The 17,489-nt window shown below is 33.0% G+C and carries 13 protein-coding genes and 1 pseudogene; 2 read left to right on the top strand and 12 right to left on the bottom strand.

The features are described from left to right. Positions 1 to 221: 221 nt before the first annotated feature. Entirely contained in the window at positions 222 to 1,868 is a 1,647-nt protein-coding gene (locus EVJ46_09800) for a sensor domain-containing diguanylate cyclase (GenBank protein ID RZD15802.1), read from the top strand. A gap of 260 nt (positions 1,869 to 2,128) precedes the next feature. Beyond that, complete coding sequence (locus tag EVJ46_09795) at positions 2,129 to 2,860, top strand: type II secretion system protein (GenBank protein RZD15827.1); 732 nt, start codon at positions 2,129 to 2,131, stop codon at positions 2,858 to 2,860. Between the two features lie 249 nt (positions 2,861 to 3,109). On the opposite strand, the gene nadB is transcribed toward EVJ46_09795, so the two are convergent. From nadB to EVJ46_09735, 12 genes and pseudogenes are all read right to left on the bottom strand, one after another. After that, entirely contained in the window at positions 3,110 to 4,783 is a 1,674-nt protein-coding gene (gene nadB, locus EVJ46_09790) for an L-aspartate oxidase (protein RZD15801.1), read from the bottom strand. Between the two features lie 101 nt (positions 4,784 to 4,884). Further along, complete coding sequence (locus tag EVJ46_09785; protein RZD15800.1) at positions 4,885 to 5,622, bottom strand: hypothetical protein; 738 nt, start codon at positions 5,620 to 5,622, stop codon at positions 4,885 to 4,887. A 131-nt stretch (positions 5,623 to 5,753) separates the two neighbouring features. Next, on the bottom strand, positions 5,754 to 6,365 hold the full coding sequence (gene pyrE, locus EVJ46_09780; protein ID RZD15799.1) for an orotate phosphoribosyltransferase: 612 nt from the start codon (positions 6,363 to 6,365) through the stop codon (positions 5,754 to 5,756). A 152-nt stretch (positions 6,366 to 6,517) separates the two neighbouring features. Beyond that, positions 6,518 to 7,924, bottom strand: a complete 1,407-nt coding sequence (locus EVJ46_09775) for an amidophosphoribosyltransferase (protein ID RZD15798.1) — start codon at positions 7,922 to 7,924, stop codon at positions 6,518 to 6,520. Between the two features lie 130 nt (positions 7,925 to 8,054). Then, positions 8,055 to 10,481, bottom strand: coding sequence for a phosphoribosylformylglycinamidine synthase subunit PurL (gene purL, locus EVJ46_09770; protein RZD15797.1), 2,427 nt, complete (start codon positions 10,479 to 10,481; stop codon positions 8,055 to 8,057). Positions 10,482 to 11,052: 571 nt separating this feature from the next. Then, positions 11,053 to 11,433, bottom strand: a pseudogene (locus EVJ46_09765) (phosphoribosylformylglycinamidine synthase I). Positions 11,434 to 11,574: 141 nt separating this feature from the next. Then, on the bottom strand, positions 11,575 to 13,266 hold the full coding sequence (locus EVJ46_09760) for an adenylosuccinate lyase (GenBank protein ID RZD15796.1): 1,692 nt from the start codon (positions 13,264 to 13,266) through the stop codon (positions 11,575 to 11,577). Between the two features lie 177 nt (positions 13,267 to 13,443). Continuing rightward, positions 13,444 to 13,842 (bottom strand): biopolymer transporter ExbD, encoded by a 399-nt coding sequence (locus tag EVJ46_09755; protein ID RZD15795.1) that lies wholly within the window; start codon positions 13,840 to 13,842, stop codon positions 13,444 to 13,446. A gap of 100 nt (positions 13,843 to 13,942) precedes the next feature. Continuing rightward, a complete protein-coding gene (locus EVJ46_09750; GenBank protein ID RZD15794.1) occupies positions 13,943 to 14,551 on the bottom strand; it encodes a MotA/TolQ/ExbB proton channel family protein in 609 nt (202 codons plus the stop codon). A gap of 74 nt (positions 14,552 to 14,625) precedes the next feature. Further along, on the bottom strand, positions 14,626 to 15,696 hold the full coding sequence (locus tag EVJ46_09745; GenBank protein ID RZD15793.1) for an Lrp/AsnC family transcriptional regulator: 1,071 nt from the start codon (positions 15,694 to 15,696) through the stop codon (positions 14,626 to 14,628). Between the two features lie 595 nt (positions 15,697 to 16,291). Next, on the bottom strand, positions 16,292 to 16,666 hold the full coding sequence (locus EVJ46_09740) for a cytochrome c (GenBank protein RZD15792.1): 375 nt from the start codon (positions 16,664 to 16,666) through the stop codon (positions 16,292 to 16,294). 62 nt (positions 16,667 to 16,728) lie between these two features. Next, positions 16,729 to 17,076 carry a cytochrome c gene (locus EVJ46_09735; protein RZD15791.1) on the bottom strand — a complete coding sequence of 116 codons (348 nt, stop codon included), beginning with the start codon at positions 17,074 to 17,076 and terminating at the stop codon, positions 16,729 to 16,731. Positions 17,077 to 17,489 lie beyond the last annotated feature (413 nt).

Below are 17,489 nucleotides of genomic sequence, written 5' to 3'. Positions count from 1 at the left end.
AATAATCAAATTAACCGTAAATTATTTTAGAAAATTATTTAAATTATATTAACATTAAAAGTTCAACAAGATTTTTAAGCATTTGGTTTTCTTTGATTAATTATTTAATTATTTTACTATGTTTTTTAGAGTATTCAATTCTCTTTAATTAATTATTTACTTTATTAATTATTCAATGCTTTTATTATGTTATTTATTTATTTATTGAAGACGGTAAAAATATGAACGCTGCCGAAACCAAAACTGATAATGATAATTCTTTTATTTTCTATAAATCTCTGTTTGAAAATCATTCCGCTATTATGATTTTAGTCGATAAAAGCGGTCAAATAATCGACGTTAACGACGCTGCGGTAGAATTTTACGGATATTCCAAAGAAGAATTTAAAACGATGCATAATTATGATTTCAACACCGTTCCGAAGGACGAACTGATAAAATATACCGGACAGGCATATAATAAAGAAAGAAGCTATTTCACATTCATACATAAATTAAAAAACGGCGAATTAAGAACCGTTGAAGTGCATATATCTCCGATTAGCGTAAACGGCAAAACTTTTCTTTTTTCAATTATCCATGATATAACCGAAAAGATAGAATTGGCAAAGAAAATAAAAGAATCTGAAGAGTTATTCAGAACTCTTACGGAAAATATGACTATGGGTCTTGTTTTATATAAAGAAAAGGTTATTTATATAAATCCTGCGGGAGAAAAAATACTGGGGTACGGCGAAAACGAACTGAAGAGCATGTATGTATGGGACCTTTATACAGACGAGTTTAAAGAAGAAGCAAAAAACGGTATTCGCAGAGGTCTTAGCGATATTAACTATAATCATTACGTGACATTTAAAGCTATAAAAAAATCAGGAGAAGAAATATGGCTTTATATTTACGGTTCGTCCGTTATATATAAAAACGAAATAGTAAGAATAGCAAGCTTCGTCGATATAACCGAAATGGTTAATATGAGAAATCAGATTGAAAGCGATAAAGAACTGTTTAAAACGCTTATTGAAAATATGCCCATTCCTGTCGGCATTTATAATGAAAAACTATTATTCGCAAATCCCGCCGCCGAAAAATTATTCGGCTATGACAAAGAAGAGTTTTATAATAAATACGTCTGGGAATTCTTTGACGAAAACGATAAAAAATTTAATAAAATCAAAAAAAGTTTCGGTAAAATAAAAAACAAAGAAAGATTTATTTCAAAATATATCGTAAGATGCAAGAAAAAAGACGGAAGCATTATATATGCTAATTTTTTTGAAATGTCTATCGTGTATAACGGCGAAATTGCGGGATTTGGAGTTATACACGATATAACGGACGAAGTCTTGGAGAAAAGACTGATATCCGAAGAAAAAGAAGCCTATAAAGAATTGTCGGAAATAGACGAACTTACAAAAATAGGCAACAGACGGGCTTTTGATAAAAAACTTGAAGAACTTCTTAACGCGGCTGACAGGTACGGAAGAGCGCTTTCTCTTATTATGTTCGACATAGACAGATTTAAAGACGTCAACGACGGCTTCGGTCATGAAATAGGCGATTATATTTTAAAAGAAATAACAAAACTTATTAAACGCAGTTTAAGAAATACGGACTATTTCTTCAGATACGGCGGGGAAGAATTTATGATAATCTCGCCGGAAACGCCTCTTTCTACGGCAAAAGAGCTTGCAGAAAGATTAAGGCTAAAAATAGAAGAACATGATTTTAATATAGAAACTTCCTTAACCTGCAGTTTCGGAATTACGGAAGCAGTGAAAGGCGATACCAACGCAAGTATTATATTCAGAGTGGACGGCGCCTTATATAACGCTAAAAATACCGGAAGAAATAAAGTGAGCTGGGAATAATAAATTTTATTAAAAATTTTTTCGCCCGATTTGCGCTGACAAATTGATAATACTGCAATAAATAATAAAATTGTTAAACATAAACATAAAAAAAATATTTGATTATATATTAAACTAATAATATAATAAGTCAGTATAAAATAACATTTTATCTAAATATTAGACTATGTTTTGTAAATTTAACATATTTTTTATTAATTTTATTTATTGGAAATTTTTTTATTTAATTTTATTTAAAAAAGGGAGTGTTAATGATGAAAATGTTTGATTCTTTAACGAAAGATTTTAAAAGACTTAAAAACAGCGAAGCTTTTACGCTTATCGAACTTGTTATGGTTATTTTGCTGATAGGTATTTTGGCGGCTGTGGTACTGCCGAAATTCGTTAATTTAACCGGTTCGGCAAATAAGGCGGCTTCGCAGGGCGTAATAGGCTCGCTTGGCGAGGGTGTAACAAGCCAGATGTCTAAAAATTTGGTAAATAATGATTTATCAACTTATGTAGCTATTACAGGGTTTAGCGCTACAACAAAAGGAAAAGTGACATTTGAACCTACACTGCCTGCCGCTAATACAGCGGGAACTAATCCTTACGCAAATCCGTTTTTATTACTGCCTAACTATACAACGCCTATAACTGGCTCTCCGGCAGGTTCAGGCACATCTTACAATATTGTGACAACTGCTCCGAGCGTTCCTTCAACATCAACCCCGGGCAATTCATGGTGGCTTGTTTATTCAAACGGCGCAGTTACAGGTCCCGGCACGGCAACAGGTCTTTCCGCAGGTCTAATATGCAACAATTCAGCGACGACCAATCCAAATTATGTTCTGCCTACCACGACCGTACCTGTTAATGAATATACCGAACAAATAGGCAATATAGATTATGTCTATACAAACGGCTCGGTAGAAGACAGCTACGCTTATTACATGGTTATATCCGCAAATGACAACATAGAAGGATTTTATATGACGCCTTGCCAGTCATAAGAAATCACAGAAACCATATCTGATTTATTTTATCTCATACTCCCGACTGCGTTTGCCGCGGTCGGGAGTATTTTAATATATACAAACCATATCTAATTATATATATCTGATTTATTTATTTTATTTATTTTTTATAAACCATATCTGATTTATTTTATCGATTTATTTATTTTTCATCGACAATTTTTTATCTTTTTATCTGTGTCAGATTATAGAAATTGTAGGCTTTTTTTACAGTTAAAGACAAACTTACAGTACTGTTGGATGTTTAAAATTTTTATCGTCTTTTGCGGGATAATCTATAGTATAGTGCGTTCCTCTAGATTCTTTTCTGAGCATAGCCGATGTAATAATCAAATTTGCAACCTCGGCAATATTTCTTAATTCTATTAAATCTGAAGATATTTTAAAATTCCAGTAATATTCTTTAATTTCGTCAATAAGGTTATCAATGCGTCTCTTAGCCCTTTCAAGCCTCTTATTTGACCTCACTATACCGACGTAATTCCACATCATTCGCCGCAGTTCGTCCCAGTTATGTGTTATAACTATAAGCTCGTCTCCGCCTTCAAGACCGAAATCTTTCCATTCGGGAACGATGTCATTATTATTTTCGTCGTTATATTTTAAATCCTGCGATGATTTATCGTTCGATTTATACGATTTATCATCATAGTGAAATTGAACTGATTTTATTTTTATAAGACTATCCATTTTTTTCATTGTAGATTCGTAGGCTTTTTTGGCGAAAACACAGCCTTCAAGCAATGAATTGCTCGCAAGTCTATTTGCGCCGTGAAGTCCTGTACATGCGACCTCTCCGATAGCGTACAGATTGTCTATCGACGTTAAGCCGTCTTTATCTGTCAATATTCCTCCACAGAGATAATGGGCAGCCGGAACAACGGGTATCCACTGTTTTGACATATCAATGCCGAAACTGAGTGTTGTTTTAAATATATCAGGAAAACGTTTTTCTAAGAATTCCTTTGATTTGTGAGTCATATCAAGATATACACATTCGTCTCCGGTCCTTTTCATTTCAAAATCAATTGTTCTTGCTACTATATCCCTCGGAGCAAGGCTTTTTAAGGGATGCACCAAATCCATAAAAGGCGTTCCGTCTTTAAGCCTCAAAGTGCCGCCTTCTCCTCTGAGCGCTTCGGATATTAAAAAAGATTTAGCTTCAGGATGATATAAAATTGTAGGATGGAATTGATAAAATTCCATATTTGCAACCTTAGCTCCTATTCTGTACGCCGCTGCAATCCCGTCTCCGGTGGAAATATCAGGATTTGAAGTATAAAGAAAAACCTTGCCCGCTCCTCCGGTTGCTATAACGACAAAATCTGCGCTTACCGGAACTACTCTGTCGCTGTTTTTATCTAAAAAATAAGCTCCTAAAACTTTATCTGGCATATTTCTTTCTTTTTTTAATTTGTGCGAGGTAATAAAATCTATTGCAATATGATTTTCGAAAATTGAAATATTGCTTTTACTTCTTGATTTTTCAACTAACGCTCTTTCTATTTCTCTGCCTGTAATATCTCCGGCGTGCAGAACCCTCCTCTGCGAGTGTCCGCCTTCCCTTCCAAGATCAAAAGTTTCTTCGTTTTCTTTGTATCTTGCAAAATTAACGCCCCAGCTAAGCAGGTCGTCCACAACCGACGGTCCTTCTTCGACAACCATTTTTACTACTTCTTCGTCGCACAAACCGTCTCCTGCAGCCAATGTGTCTTTTACATGAAGTTCAACGGAATCTTTAATATTCATAACCGCCGCAAGACCGCCCTGCGCGTAATTTGTGTTTGATTCAGCCTCTTCTTTTTTTGTAAAAATACCTACTGAAATATTTTCAGGGTATCTGTTTGCCAGACTTAAGCCTGCAATGCCCGAACCTATTATTAAAACATTGAAATGCATTGTTTTTGCTTTTAACCTTTTTTAAATTTATTTTATTCTATTTTAATTAAATATTTTATAATTTCATCTTCAATAATTTACAATTTTTATAATTTAATCATCTAATTAGAGCGCAAATCCCATTTTAAAACCGCCTTTCCTTTGACGCCGAGAATAATAAGTTTAATCCATTTTGTGTGTTTCGTTATAAGCAGTTCTTTTTTCTTCTTGTTGTAATATTTTGGAAACTCAACAATATATTGTTTTGACCATTTTGTAATATAAGGAAAAAAAGCTTTTAAAAAGGCTCTTTTTTGTTCCGCAGGTTTAATCGTTAAAGGCAAAACATTCTCATTCTTATTATTAGCAAGATATATCATCCATATAGAACGGCTCGAATTAAAATTGTTATACTTGCTTTGCGGAGTAAACACTGATATAAAAAATTTTATATGTTTGTCTGATTTGCTGTATAATTTGTGCAGCATTTTCTTAAAAGCCTTTCTGTTCAGCATATAATATTTTGCGTATTTCTTTGCATAAGCAAATACAAACTGTCTATTAAAATATGTTGCGCGTAAATACATTATAGTGCTTAAATTTTCAAAATTATAAGCATCAGTTTTTTTAGTAAAATAATTCAGCACACCGGCGTAGCTATTATTATAATATGTAACTTTTTGACGATTTGCCGCGCCTTTGATTTTATTATTGCTATTATTAATCTCACTGTTTATTCTGTTTTTGCCGTATTCTGAATTATTGTTGGTTACAAGCGCGCAGCCGGATAAAGTTACGGAAAGAACAAAAAAAATAGTTACATAAATTGCAAATAATATAAAATATGGTTTTTTATTCATAGCAGTTATTATTGATAATAATATAAAAAAATAAACTTAGACAGGCGCTGCAATTTTATTTATTGCGGCAGCAATATATCAGCATTTTTCTGTGATATCTTGATTTATATTTGAGTTTTTTGCAATTTTATTTATTGCGGCAGCAATATATCAGCCCTTGTAAAAAGAGAAACTAAGCTGATACCGTTTTCCAATAAATTTTCTTTGCCGCCTTCTTCCCTGTCCACAATACACACCGCGCTATTAATTATGTAACCTTCATTTCTTGCGTTATTTACGGCGTTTAAAATTGAGCCTCCTGTGGTAACAACATCTTCAATAATTACTATTTTAGCATCTTTTCCAAGAAACTGGACAGGCTCAATCATATTGCCTTTTCCGTATCCTTTTCTTTCTTTTCTGATAACAACAGATTTTAAAGGATTATTATCTAAAAAGCTTGCAATTAATATAGACGCAACCAGCGGCAGTCCCCCTACGGGAACACCCGCAATAACGTCATACGGCATTCTGCCGTTGAGAGCCGTTAACTCGCCATACAGTAATTTTCCTATATAATAGAGATAATCGCCGTCAAAAGAAATTCTTCTCAAATCAATATAAAAATCGCTTTTTCTTCCGGATACTAAGGTAAATTCTTTTTTTTCGTAGCATAATGTTTTTATTGCATTTAAAACTTTTAATCTTATTTCGCCGCTATTGACATTCAATATATTTGAATCAAAACTATTATTTTTATCCATTACCTTTTATTATTTTGATTATTTATTATTAGTTATTATTATTCTTATTATTTATTATTAATTTATTATTATTTATTATTATTCTTATTATTTATTATTAATTTGTCTTTTATTATTTTTATTATTTTATTATTTTTTTTCGCGTCTTAAAATTATATAATCTCTTTACTGAATAATTTCAATTGACCGTAATAATCATTTTCACATTCAATATCTTCCGGATAAGCCCCTGAAAAACACGCTTCGCAAAAATTAATTTCATTTCCCACTACTTTTCTTAAACCGCCTAAAGTTAAAAATTTTGTGGAGGTAGCGCCTAACTGGCTATTTATTTCGTCTTCAGAATATTTTGACGCCATAAGTTCTTCTTTGATCGGAGTATCTATACCGTAATAGCATGGAGAAGAAACCATAGGCGAGCTTAGACGAAGATGTATTTCTTTAGCCCCCGCCGCCTTAAGCATATCCACTATTTTTTTAGAGGTAGTCCCTCTTACGACAGAATCGTCAACCACTACGACTTTTTTTCCTTCTATGACATCCAAAACAGGATTGAGTTTAATTTTTACGCCAAAGTTTCTTATTGCTCTTTTAGGTTCTATAAAAGTCCTGCCTACATAATGATTTCTAGTAAAACCCATTTCAAACGGTATGCCGGATTCTTTAGAATAGCCAAGAGCTGCCGGAACTCCCGAATCAGGAACAGGTATCACAATATCGGCATCTATATATGCATCTCTGGCAAGCTGTCTGCCCATTGCGCTGCGGATTTTATAAATTGATTTGCCGTTGTATATACTGTCGGGGCGTGAAAAATAAATCAATTCAAAAACACAGTATGAATTTTTTTTCTTTTCAAACGGAAAAAAACTTTTCATACCTTCGCTATTGACAAGAATGATTTCGCCGGGTTTAACATCGCGTATATATTTTGCATTTATTAAATCTAAACTGCATGTTTCGGATGCAAAAACAACAGAGCCTTCAAGTTCCCCTATGACGAGCGGACGAAAACCGAAAGGGTCTCTTGCGGCTATCAATTCATTTTCAGACAAAAATAAAAATGAATAAGCACCTTTGACTTTTTCAAGCGAGCTTATAATCCTGTCAACTAAAAATCTCTCTTTTGACGATGCTATCAGATGTATAATTACTTCGGTGTCAGAACTTGAATAAAATATTGAACCTTTTTCTTCTAATTCTTTTTTAAGAACATTCGCATTGGTTAAATTTCCGTTATGAGCTACGGAAATAGAACCGTAATAATAATCTGCAATAAGCGGCTGCGCATTTTTTAGCAGCGTCTCCCCCGATGTCGAATATCTTACGTGACCTATAGCATGTTTACCTTTAATTTTACTGAGGGTGGTTTCGTTAAATACATCATTGACCAAACCTAAATTTTTATGAAAATATATATTGCTGTTATCAGAAGAAGCGATTCCGCATGACTCCTGTCCTCTGTGCTGCAGCGCATATAATCCTAAATATGTTATATTCGCGGATTCTTCATTATTATAAATACCGAATACTCCGCACTCTTCGTCGATTTCTTCCATTTTCTCTGTTTTTTTAACTAAAATATGTTATCGATTGGCATAATTGCTTTGTTAATCGCTTAAGCAATTGTTAATTTATTGTTTATTTAGTGTATTTATTAAATTTATTTATTAATTAATACATAAATCTCTACTTGCCAAATAATTTTTCTACCGCGTTATAATACCTTTCTTTTATTTTACCACTTTTTAGTTCTATTATGTTATTAAATTTTATAATATCTTTTACAATTATTCCTATTTTTTCAATTTCAATACCTGCATTTTTTGCAAATTCGTAAATCTTATGTTCGTTCGAAGGATTTGCGCTTATAATAAAAGCCTGTTCAAATTCAGAAAATAAAATCATGTCGTTTCTTAGTCCGTCTCTATGTACTTCCGCAATTACGCCCAAATTTTTATCTGATGAAATTGCCGGTTCTGCTACTGCCGTAAAAAGACCGCCCTCGCTGATATCAGCGGCGCTTTTTAACAATTTCCCGTCTATAAGACCGCGTAAGCAGCTCTGAAGTTTTAACTCATAGTCCATATCAATAGAAAGCGGTTCCTGCATAAAATCGTTATGAACAAGCTCCATAAATAAGCTCCCGCCGAGATTTCCGGACAGCCTGCCAAGCAGGTAAACATTATCGCCTTCGTCTTTATAATTTGAATTGATAGCTTTGCCGGCATCGTCTATATAGCCTACCATCGCAATTACCGGAGTAGGATAAATCTTCCCTGCTCCTGCTGTTTCGTTGTATAAACTGACATTACCGCTGACCGCGGGGGTATTAAATTTTAAGGCGGCATCCGTTATGCCCCTTATGGCTTCTTTAAACTGCCACATAATTTCAGGGTCTTCCGGACTGGCGAAATTAAGGCAGTCGGTAATAGCAACGGGCGTTCCTCCGCATGCGGAAATATTCCTTGCGCATTCTATAACAGCTAACATTGCCCCTTTATAAGGATTAAGGTAGCAATATTTTGAATTGCAGTTTGAATTTAATATTATACCGGAACTTAAATCTGCCTTTAAATCTGCCTGATTTGTTAGATAACCGGAACTTAAATCTGCCTGATTTGTTAAATCATCTAAACTTAAATCTGCGGGATTTGCCGAATTTATTGAATCGGTCGAAGCGTTAAATTCTTTATATCTCAGCACTGCGCAAGATGAACCCGGACCTGCAAGCGTATTTGTTCCAATCTGATAATCGTACTGCCTGTAAATAAAATGTTTTGATGCAATATTTGGATGAGATATAATTCTTTCGGCAACGGAATTAAAATTCTTAGGCATTCTGTATTCATCCGGCAAAAATTGTTTTATATCTTTCATATATAACGGAACAGCCGACGGTCTATCGTAAGACGGACCGTTTACCACCGCCTCTACAGACAGCGTATGATACGGTTTAGATTTATAAATAAACTGAATTGTTTTTTCTTTAGTGACTTCGCCTATAATAACGCAATTTAAATCCCATTTTTTAAATATCCCTTCAAGCTCATCATATTTTCCCTTTTCGCATGCAATAAGCATTCTTTCCTGCGATTCCGAAAGCATAATGTCAAGCGGCGTCATACCTGCCGCCCTTAACGGAATTTTATCCATATTTAAAATCATGCCTTTACCGCTATTTTCCGACATCTCAAAAGAAGAGCTCGTTAATCCGGCTGCGCCCATATCCTGAATGGAAACTATAAGTTTTTTATCCATTGCCTCAAGGCACGCCTCAAGCAGCAATTTTTCCGTAAAAGGGTCTCCAACCTGAACAGTGCTTCTTTTTTTAGCTTTCGATGAATCAAATTCACCTGAAGCCATGGTAGCTCCGTTGATTCCATCCATCCCCGTTGCCGAACCGACATACACCACAAAATTGCCTTCTTCACAGGCTGATGAAAGAAATATAGCGTCCTTTTTAGCTATTCCTATCGTAAAAGCATTGACAAGTATATTATTATCATAGCATGAATCAAACACGACCTCGCCGCCGACGGTAGGAACTCCCATACAGTTTCCGTAAAACCCTATGCCTTTTACAACTTCAGATAAATAATAGGGCGTTCTTGGATGATTAAAATTTCCAAATCTGAGGGAATTAAGATTTGCAATAGGTCTTGCGCCCATTGTAAAGATATCGCGCATAATTCCGCCTACTCCGGTCGCCGCGCCTTCAAAGGGCTCAATGAAAGAGGGGTGATTATGGCTTTCCATTTTAAACACAAGAACATAATCGCCGTCAAATTTTACAACTCCGGCGTTTTCTCCAGGACCTATAATAACGGCGTCACCTTTTGACGGTAAATTTTTAAGATGTATTTTTGTGCTTTTATAGCTGCAATGCTCCGACCACATAGCGGAAAAAATACCCAGCTCAAAATCGTCCGGCTCTCTCTTTATGGTATCGTTTATCTTTTTATATTCTTCAAAAGATAATCCGAATTGAGCATAATCTTTGCTCACCGGCAAATGAACAGAAGCGCTTGCGTTTGCATTATCAATGTAATTACCTGACCTGTCATTATCGCTTTTATAGCTGTTGTCAGTGCTGCTGTCATCAGTTATTATCATATTTTTGTTTGTCTTTAATAATCCAGAATTAAATATAGTTAAACTGATTAAATATAATTATCATATTTAATACCTATTTAATGCTTATTTAATATAATTTATGTTAATAAAGATAATTTAACTGAATTTATTTATTTTTAATGTAATAAATAATAGAATTAAATATTTTTGCTCCATCATTACTTCCCAATATTTTTTCTGATGCTCTTTCAGGGTGAGGCATGAGACCCATCACATTAAAATTTTCTCCAAACAGTCCTCCGATATTTTTTAAGGAACCGTTGGGATTTGAATCGTCCGCTACAACTCCGTCTTCATTACAATATTGGAAAGCTACATGACCTGAAGAAAATAAATCTTCCAGTTCATTATTTTCGGCAAAATAATTCCCGTCATGATGCGCTATAGGAAGCTTCAAAACAGCATCTTTTTCTATAAGACAAGTAAACGGATTTTCGCGGTTATTGTTATTGCCGCTATTGTTTTTATTGATATTATTATTGTTGCCGCTATTGTTTTTATTGCCGTTGCTATAATTGTTGCCACTATTATTGCTGCTATTATTTTTATTGGAATTATTACCGGAAATATTTTTAATATATACGTCCCTGCATTCAAATTTTAAAGATTTATTTGTCAGCATTGCTCCTTTAAGCAGCCCTGATTCCAAAAGTATTTGAAATCCGTTGCAGATGCCCAAAACAATGCCTCCGCCGTCAGCATATTCTTTTATAGATTTCATTACTCTGCTTCTTGCAGCCAAAGCGCCAGCTCTTAAATAATCGCCGTAAGAAAATCCGCCCGGTATTACTATAAAATCGTAATTTTTAAAATTATGAAATTCGTCTTTATGCCACAAAAAAGAAACGTTGAGGTTAAACACATCCTTTAAAGCATAATAAACATCCATATCGCAGTTAGAACCTGGGAAAACAGTAATGCCTGCGTTTATTTTTTTATTTTCCATTAAATTTAGCCCAATACTCAATTAATCGTCTCAATGTCTATCTAAATAATTATTAATTTCAATATTAAAGTTTTCTATTATATATAGGAGCTTTTGCATCAGCTGCATTATATCAATGCAACATAGCTATTTGATCTCAATATTAAAGTTTTCTATTATAGGATTAGACAATATCTTTTCAGAAATATCTTTTAATTCTTTGCTTAACATTTTTTTGTCCAGTCCTGACATATTATTTCTGCTTGACCCGTTGATGCCGATATTATCATTAGCAGCGCTATTATCATTACTGCCGTGATAGGCGTCAATAATATTATTATTGTCCTTATCAATATTACTAATATTATTGTTTTGTTTAATAGTTAATTCTATATGCTTTCCGACTCTGACATCTTCAATATTATCATATCCCGACGATTTTAAAACAGATAAAACAGCCTTCCCCTGAGGGTCCAGAACCTCGTCTTTAAGTGTAACTTTAACCGTAGCTTTTATTATATCATTGCCTTCCGGCGCGGGAGAAGGAAATAATGACATGGACCTTTCAAAAATAAAATCAATATTTTTATAATAATAGTTAATATCAAATAAATTGTTTATTTCAGCTTCGTTTAAATATTTCAGAACATCGTCATTATTTTTTAGCAGAACTGCAAATTCTGTTTCCGTCTGTATAGCCTGATGAGCAAGTTTCTGAACAATTTTATATGCGTCTTCCCTGAGCATTCCTTTATCTATCATGGCAAGCAAAATTTTTTGCGAAAAAATAACACCTTTCGTCAACTGCATATTTTTAAGCATTCTGTCTTCATGTACAACCATATTGTCAACTAAATTAATAAGCTGATTCAGTATGTAATACATTAAGATTGTAGAATCAGGCGTTATAATTCTTTCCACCGAAGAATGCGAAATATCCCTTTCATGCCATAAGGGAATATCTTCAAGAGCCGACATTAAATTTGACCTTAATATTCTGGAAAGCCCGCAGATATTTTCGGAGACAATAGGATTTTTCTTATGCGGCATAGCTGACGATCCTTTTTGTCCGGCAGAAAAAGCTTCTTCAGCTTCCGAGACTTCGGTTCTCATTAAGTGCCGCATTTCAAGGGCTATTTTTTCACAGGAAGCGCCAAGCGAGGCAATAGCGTAGAAACATTCCGCATATATATCTCTTTGAATTACCTGATTTGACAAAATAGGTTTCAAATCTAAAATATCAAGCGCTATTTTTTCAACCTCAGGCGGAAAATTTGCAAATGTTCCCACCGCTCCAGACAGTTTTCCGCATGAAACTGTCTCTATAGCTTTATTTAGTCTGACAATTCCTCTGTTAATTTCTTCGTAAAATATGAGAAGTTTAAAACCGAATGTTATTGGCTCTGCATGTATTCCGTGAGTTCTGCCCATCATAGAGGTATATTTATATTTGACGGCTTTCTGCAATAAACTTTCTGCAAGAATCTTAGCTTTTGACAGGTTCAAATTAAGCGCCTGCCTAAATAATAGAGAAAACGAAGTATCGCCTATATCCGAAGATGTAAGTCCTAGATGAATAAATCTTGAATCTTCGCCGACATATTTTGCAACATTAGTCAAAAAAGCAATGACGTCATGCTTTGTTATTTTTTCAGTTTCTTCAATTTCTGCAACATCGAATTTTGCGTTTTTTAAAATATTTTCTAATGATTTATCGGGTATCCTGCCGATTTTATTATAAGCCGAACATACCGCAAGTTCAACTTGAAGCCATGCATTGTATTTGTTTTCTAGCGACCAGATATTAGAAATTTCCGGCAAAGAATATCTATCTATCAATTTATTTACCCTCGAAATGTATTAATATATTTTATTTTTTAGTAGCTCGTCAATATCGTAGCAAATTGATAAAATCATAGTATATCGAAATATATTAATGTATTTTATTTTTCAGTAGCTTGTCAGTATCGTAGCTGATTAATAAAATCATAGTGTCTCAAGATATATTAATGTATTTTATTTTTTAGTAGCTATAGCAATTTTATAAAGTCCGTTTTTAATAGCAGAACTCATGACGGCTACGACACTTGAAACTTTTGATGCTTTGTCCGCTTTAATTACAATAGTCGGGTTTGCTCCTGATTTTTTAAAAAAAGATAAAATTTCCGAAAGTTTTTTTAAAGTTATTTTTTTCTTTTTGTAATACACATTGCCAAGTTTTGTAATATATATAGTAATCGGTTTTTTTGAAGCGGCGGAAGACTGAAGTCCCGATTTCGGAAGACGTATCTTAATTCCTGAATTGCTCGCAAATGTTGTAGTCATCATAAAAAATATTAATAAAGTCAAAAAGACGTCAACCATATTAATAACATTTATAATAGGGTCGCGTTTTTTTCTTTCTGCAAATTTCATATATATAATATACTAAATATATTAAGACTAAATTATAACTGATTTATTATATTTATTTTTGTTGTTTATGTTTTTTAATTTTTAGTTTTTCAATCTTTTTTCAATCTTTTTTTATTTTTGATATTAGCGAAGATGCCATATCTTCCATTATTACGGCGTAATTAAAGGCTCTCGAAACAAAATATTTATAAAACAAAAAACATACAATTGCAATTATTAAACCCATTGCCGTGGAATATAATGCCTCAGATATGCCTAACGCAAGCAAATGAGGATTCGCTATCCCGCTGCTGTAAGAAACTGCACTTAAAGCTTTAATCATTCCAACAACGGTACCGAGAAGTCCGAGAAGCGGCGCTATAGTCGTAATTGCGCTTAAACCTTCCAAATTTTTTTCAAGTTCTGAATAAGCCCTTTTCCCTGCCTCTTCTACTTCTAATTTGACCGTATCTATAGAATTTTTATAATTTTCTATTATTGAGAGGTAAACCCTCGTCAAAGGTGTCGCAGAATTTGAACAAAACCCCCTCGCTCTTTCTATATCGCCTTTTTTTAAAGCATCTTCAATATTAACTATTAAATCCTGAGGAAATATTTTAGTCTTTCGCAGACCGTATAGTCTTTCAATTATTATTGCAAGACCGATAATGGAACATAAGATAAGAGGATATAAAAAGTATTCCGATATTAAAATGGTAGAATTAAACATTTATTTAATTTTCACCCGATATAATGTTCGAAAAATAAGCATAGCGAACATATTTTGTTAATTTAATTAATATGTTATACATAATATTTAACCCTTACCTTTTTAAATTCTTTTGTGCTTATTAAACTGTCATAATCCTTTATGCCGGTGAGTTCAGCAATTTTATTCATTGCATTAATGGCTTCTTCTTTATTTTTTGTATGAATCATAGTAAAAATATTATATTCCCATTTACCCGGATATACAGGTCTCAGATAGCAATGAGAAACCTCATTTATTGAAGACATTATTTTTCCGTTTCTATCGGCTTCATTTTCTTTTGATTTCCATATCCCCATTATATTATAACTGAATCCTGCTTTTTGGTGATGCAGAACGCAAGCGAACCTGCGCATTTTTTTTTCAGCAATAAATTTATCAATTTGAGACAGAAGCTCTTCCTGAGAAATATTTAAATTTGAAGCCGCATTTTTAAAAGGTTCAGGCACAATTTCCAGATCTTTTTGCACTTCTCTTATGCAATTTTTTTCAAATTCGCTGATATTTATTTTAGAATCTTCTATGGCATCATCCTGAGAAAAATATTTAAATTTGGAATTCTTATTAGCATCGGCATTTACAGGAGATGACGTTTCGCTTTCTCCGGTCATATCAAAATTGACGCCTATTTTAAATAGCTTTAATGTAGGAAGAATAAGATAATCTTCCGCTTTAGCGTTCTTTGCGATAAGCCCTATTTCTTCATCAAAATCTTTATCCGGTGGCAACGTAATAGTAAACCATATATTATATAGGTTATTTCTGAGATAATTATGGCTGACGCCGTTATGGGCATTGATAACGGATGCAGCGTTTTCAACTTTATCTTGCGGAACATTGAAGGCAACAAGCGTGCTTTTGTATCCTATATTATGCGAGTCAAATATTGCGCTTATCTGTCTGATTACCTTTGCCTGTTTTAAGTTGATAATTTTATTTATTACTTCTTCTTCGGTTATTTCAAGCTCTGAACCTATTTTCTGGAACGGTCTGATTGAAATAGGAAAATCGGTTTGCAGAATATTTAGAATCTTTTTGTCTATTAAAGATAAGTCAGGCTTTGAAGACAAAGTTTGCGAAGCTGATTCAGATAGAGCTGATTCCATAATATTTTATTCCTTTTATGATTTTTATTAACTTAATCCACTTACTTTTTATTATAGATTATCGAACCAATCTAATCAATAAAAAAATCAATAAAAAAGTTTATTATAGAATTTAAGCAAAGAATAATTGAATTTATCTATAAAATTAAATTAATTAAAATCAAATTTATTTAATTTAACTGAATTAAATTAACGCAAGACGGCAAAAGTAGGTAAGTAGATAGATAGATAGATAGATAGATAAAAAATACATTGAGCTTCTATATAAAATAAAATTAATTTAACTTAATTAAATTAACGCAAGGCGGCAAAACAAATAAAAAGAAGTAAGCAGGTAAGTAAAAAAATAAAAAAAAATGCTTAGAAGATTAAACAAAGCATAACAATGTCAATCTTCTAAGCATTTAAAAAATTTGCCTGCATTGCTGCGTGCAAAAAATATAAAAAAACTGAATTCTCAAAAATTAATAAAATACAAAAATTTTAACAAGCTTTCTAATTTAAAATAATTGCTAAATTAAAATAATTGTTTATTTTAAATAATTGATATATCCATACAACAAAGATTTACAGCCGTCGATTTTCACACAGTTCTTTATTTTAAAGATTCCAGATAAGCAGCTAAAGTATTTACCTGTGATTTCGGCATACTTTTATGATTAGGCATAATTGCCATAAATGATTTGCCGTTAATTGTAACGGTGCTTCCAGATGCAAAATGAGCACCAGGCGTTACTATCTGGGTTTTAATCCATGAAAGGCTTCTCTGGCTGCCTACGTGAGAAAGATTAGGTCCGACTGAACCGCCTTTGCCGTTAATAGTATGGCAGGCAATACATCCGTCAGAACTGAAAAGCTGCGGACCGGTGGCTGCGAAAGCCATTGTCGATGTGAATGTAAGAATACCTAAACTTAAAACCGAAGCGGTTAAAATTTTTGATTTGATTAATTTTGAAAAGAATTTTTTCATTTTGAATTTCCCCCCATTTTTTGGTTTAATACTTTAATGATTTACTTTAATGATTTAACTTTTTACTTTAATGATTCAAGATAGCCGGCTAATGCATTTAATTTTGCAGCTGACATGCTTTTATGGCCCGGCATAATTGCCATAAATGATTTTCCGTTAATTGTAGCAGTGCTTCCCGATGCAAAATGAGCCGATGGATCTGTAATCTGGGTTTTAATCCATGAAAGGCTTCTTGTGCTGCCTACATGAGAAAGATTAGGTCCAACCGAGCCGCCATTGCCGTTAATAGTATGGCAGGCTACGCATCCTTCCGAACTAAAAAGCGAAGCGCCTGAAGATGCAAAAGCTATTGACGCATTAAGCGCAACAAACCCTAAAATAATAATAAGAATACCTGTAATTTTTTTCATAATTATTCATTCACCTCCTTTTTATATTATATTTTTATATTTATATCGTGAAAACTATATAACCCTCAGTTTATTTATTTAATTCCTTTTTATTTGTTTCCATTGCTTCTGCTTCTTTATATATATTTTTAAATTTTCTAAACAATAAAAACATTTAACATTTATATAAAAAATAATCATACTTTCCATTATATATTATATCGGCACAATTTTAAATATTAATAAGTTATTTAAATAAAGTCAATACTTTTTTTATTCAAGTTAGATGTTTAATTAATATAGCTTTTATTTCATTAACACAAATTAAATATTTAATTAATATAATGATAAAATAAAATTATACTAATACAAAATTAGCATAATAATTTTAATTTATCTCTTTTAATGTTAATATAAAATATAAATAATAAATA

Origin of the sequence: Candidatus Acididesulfobacter guangdongensis (assembly GCA_004195045.1) — a bacterium.
Lineage (GTDB): Bacteria > SZUA-79 > SZUA-79 > Acidulodesulfobacterales > Acidulodesulfobacteraceae > Acididesulfobacter > Acididesulfobacter guangdongensis.
Note: the sequence above shows the minus strand (reverse complement) of the source record. Positions and strands in the feature narration are given on the sequence as shown.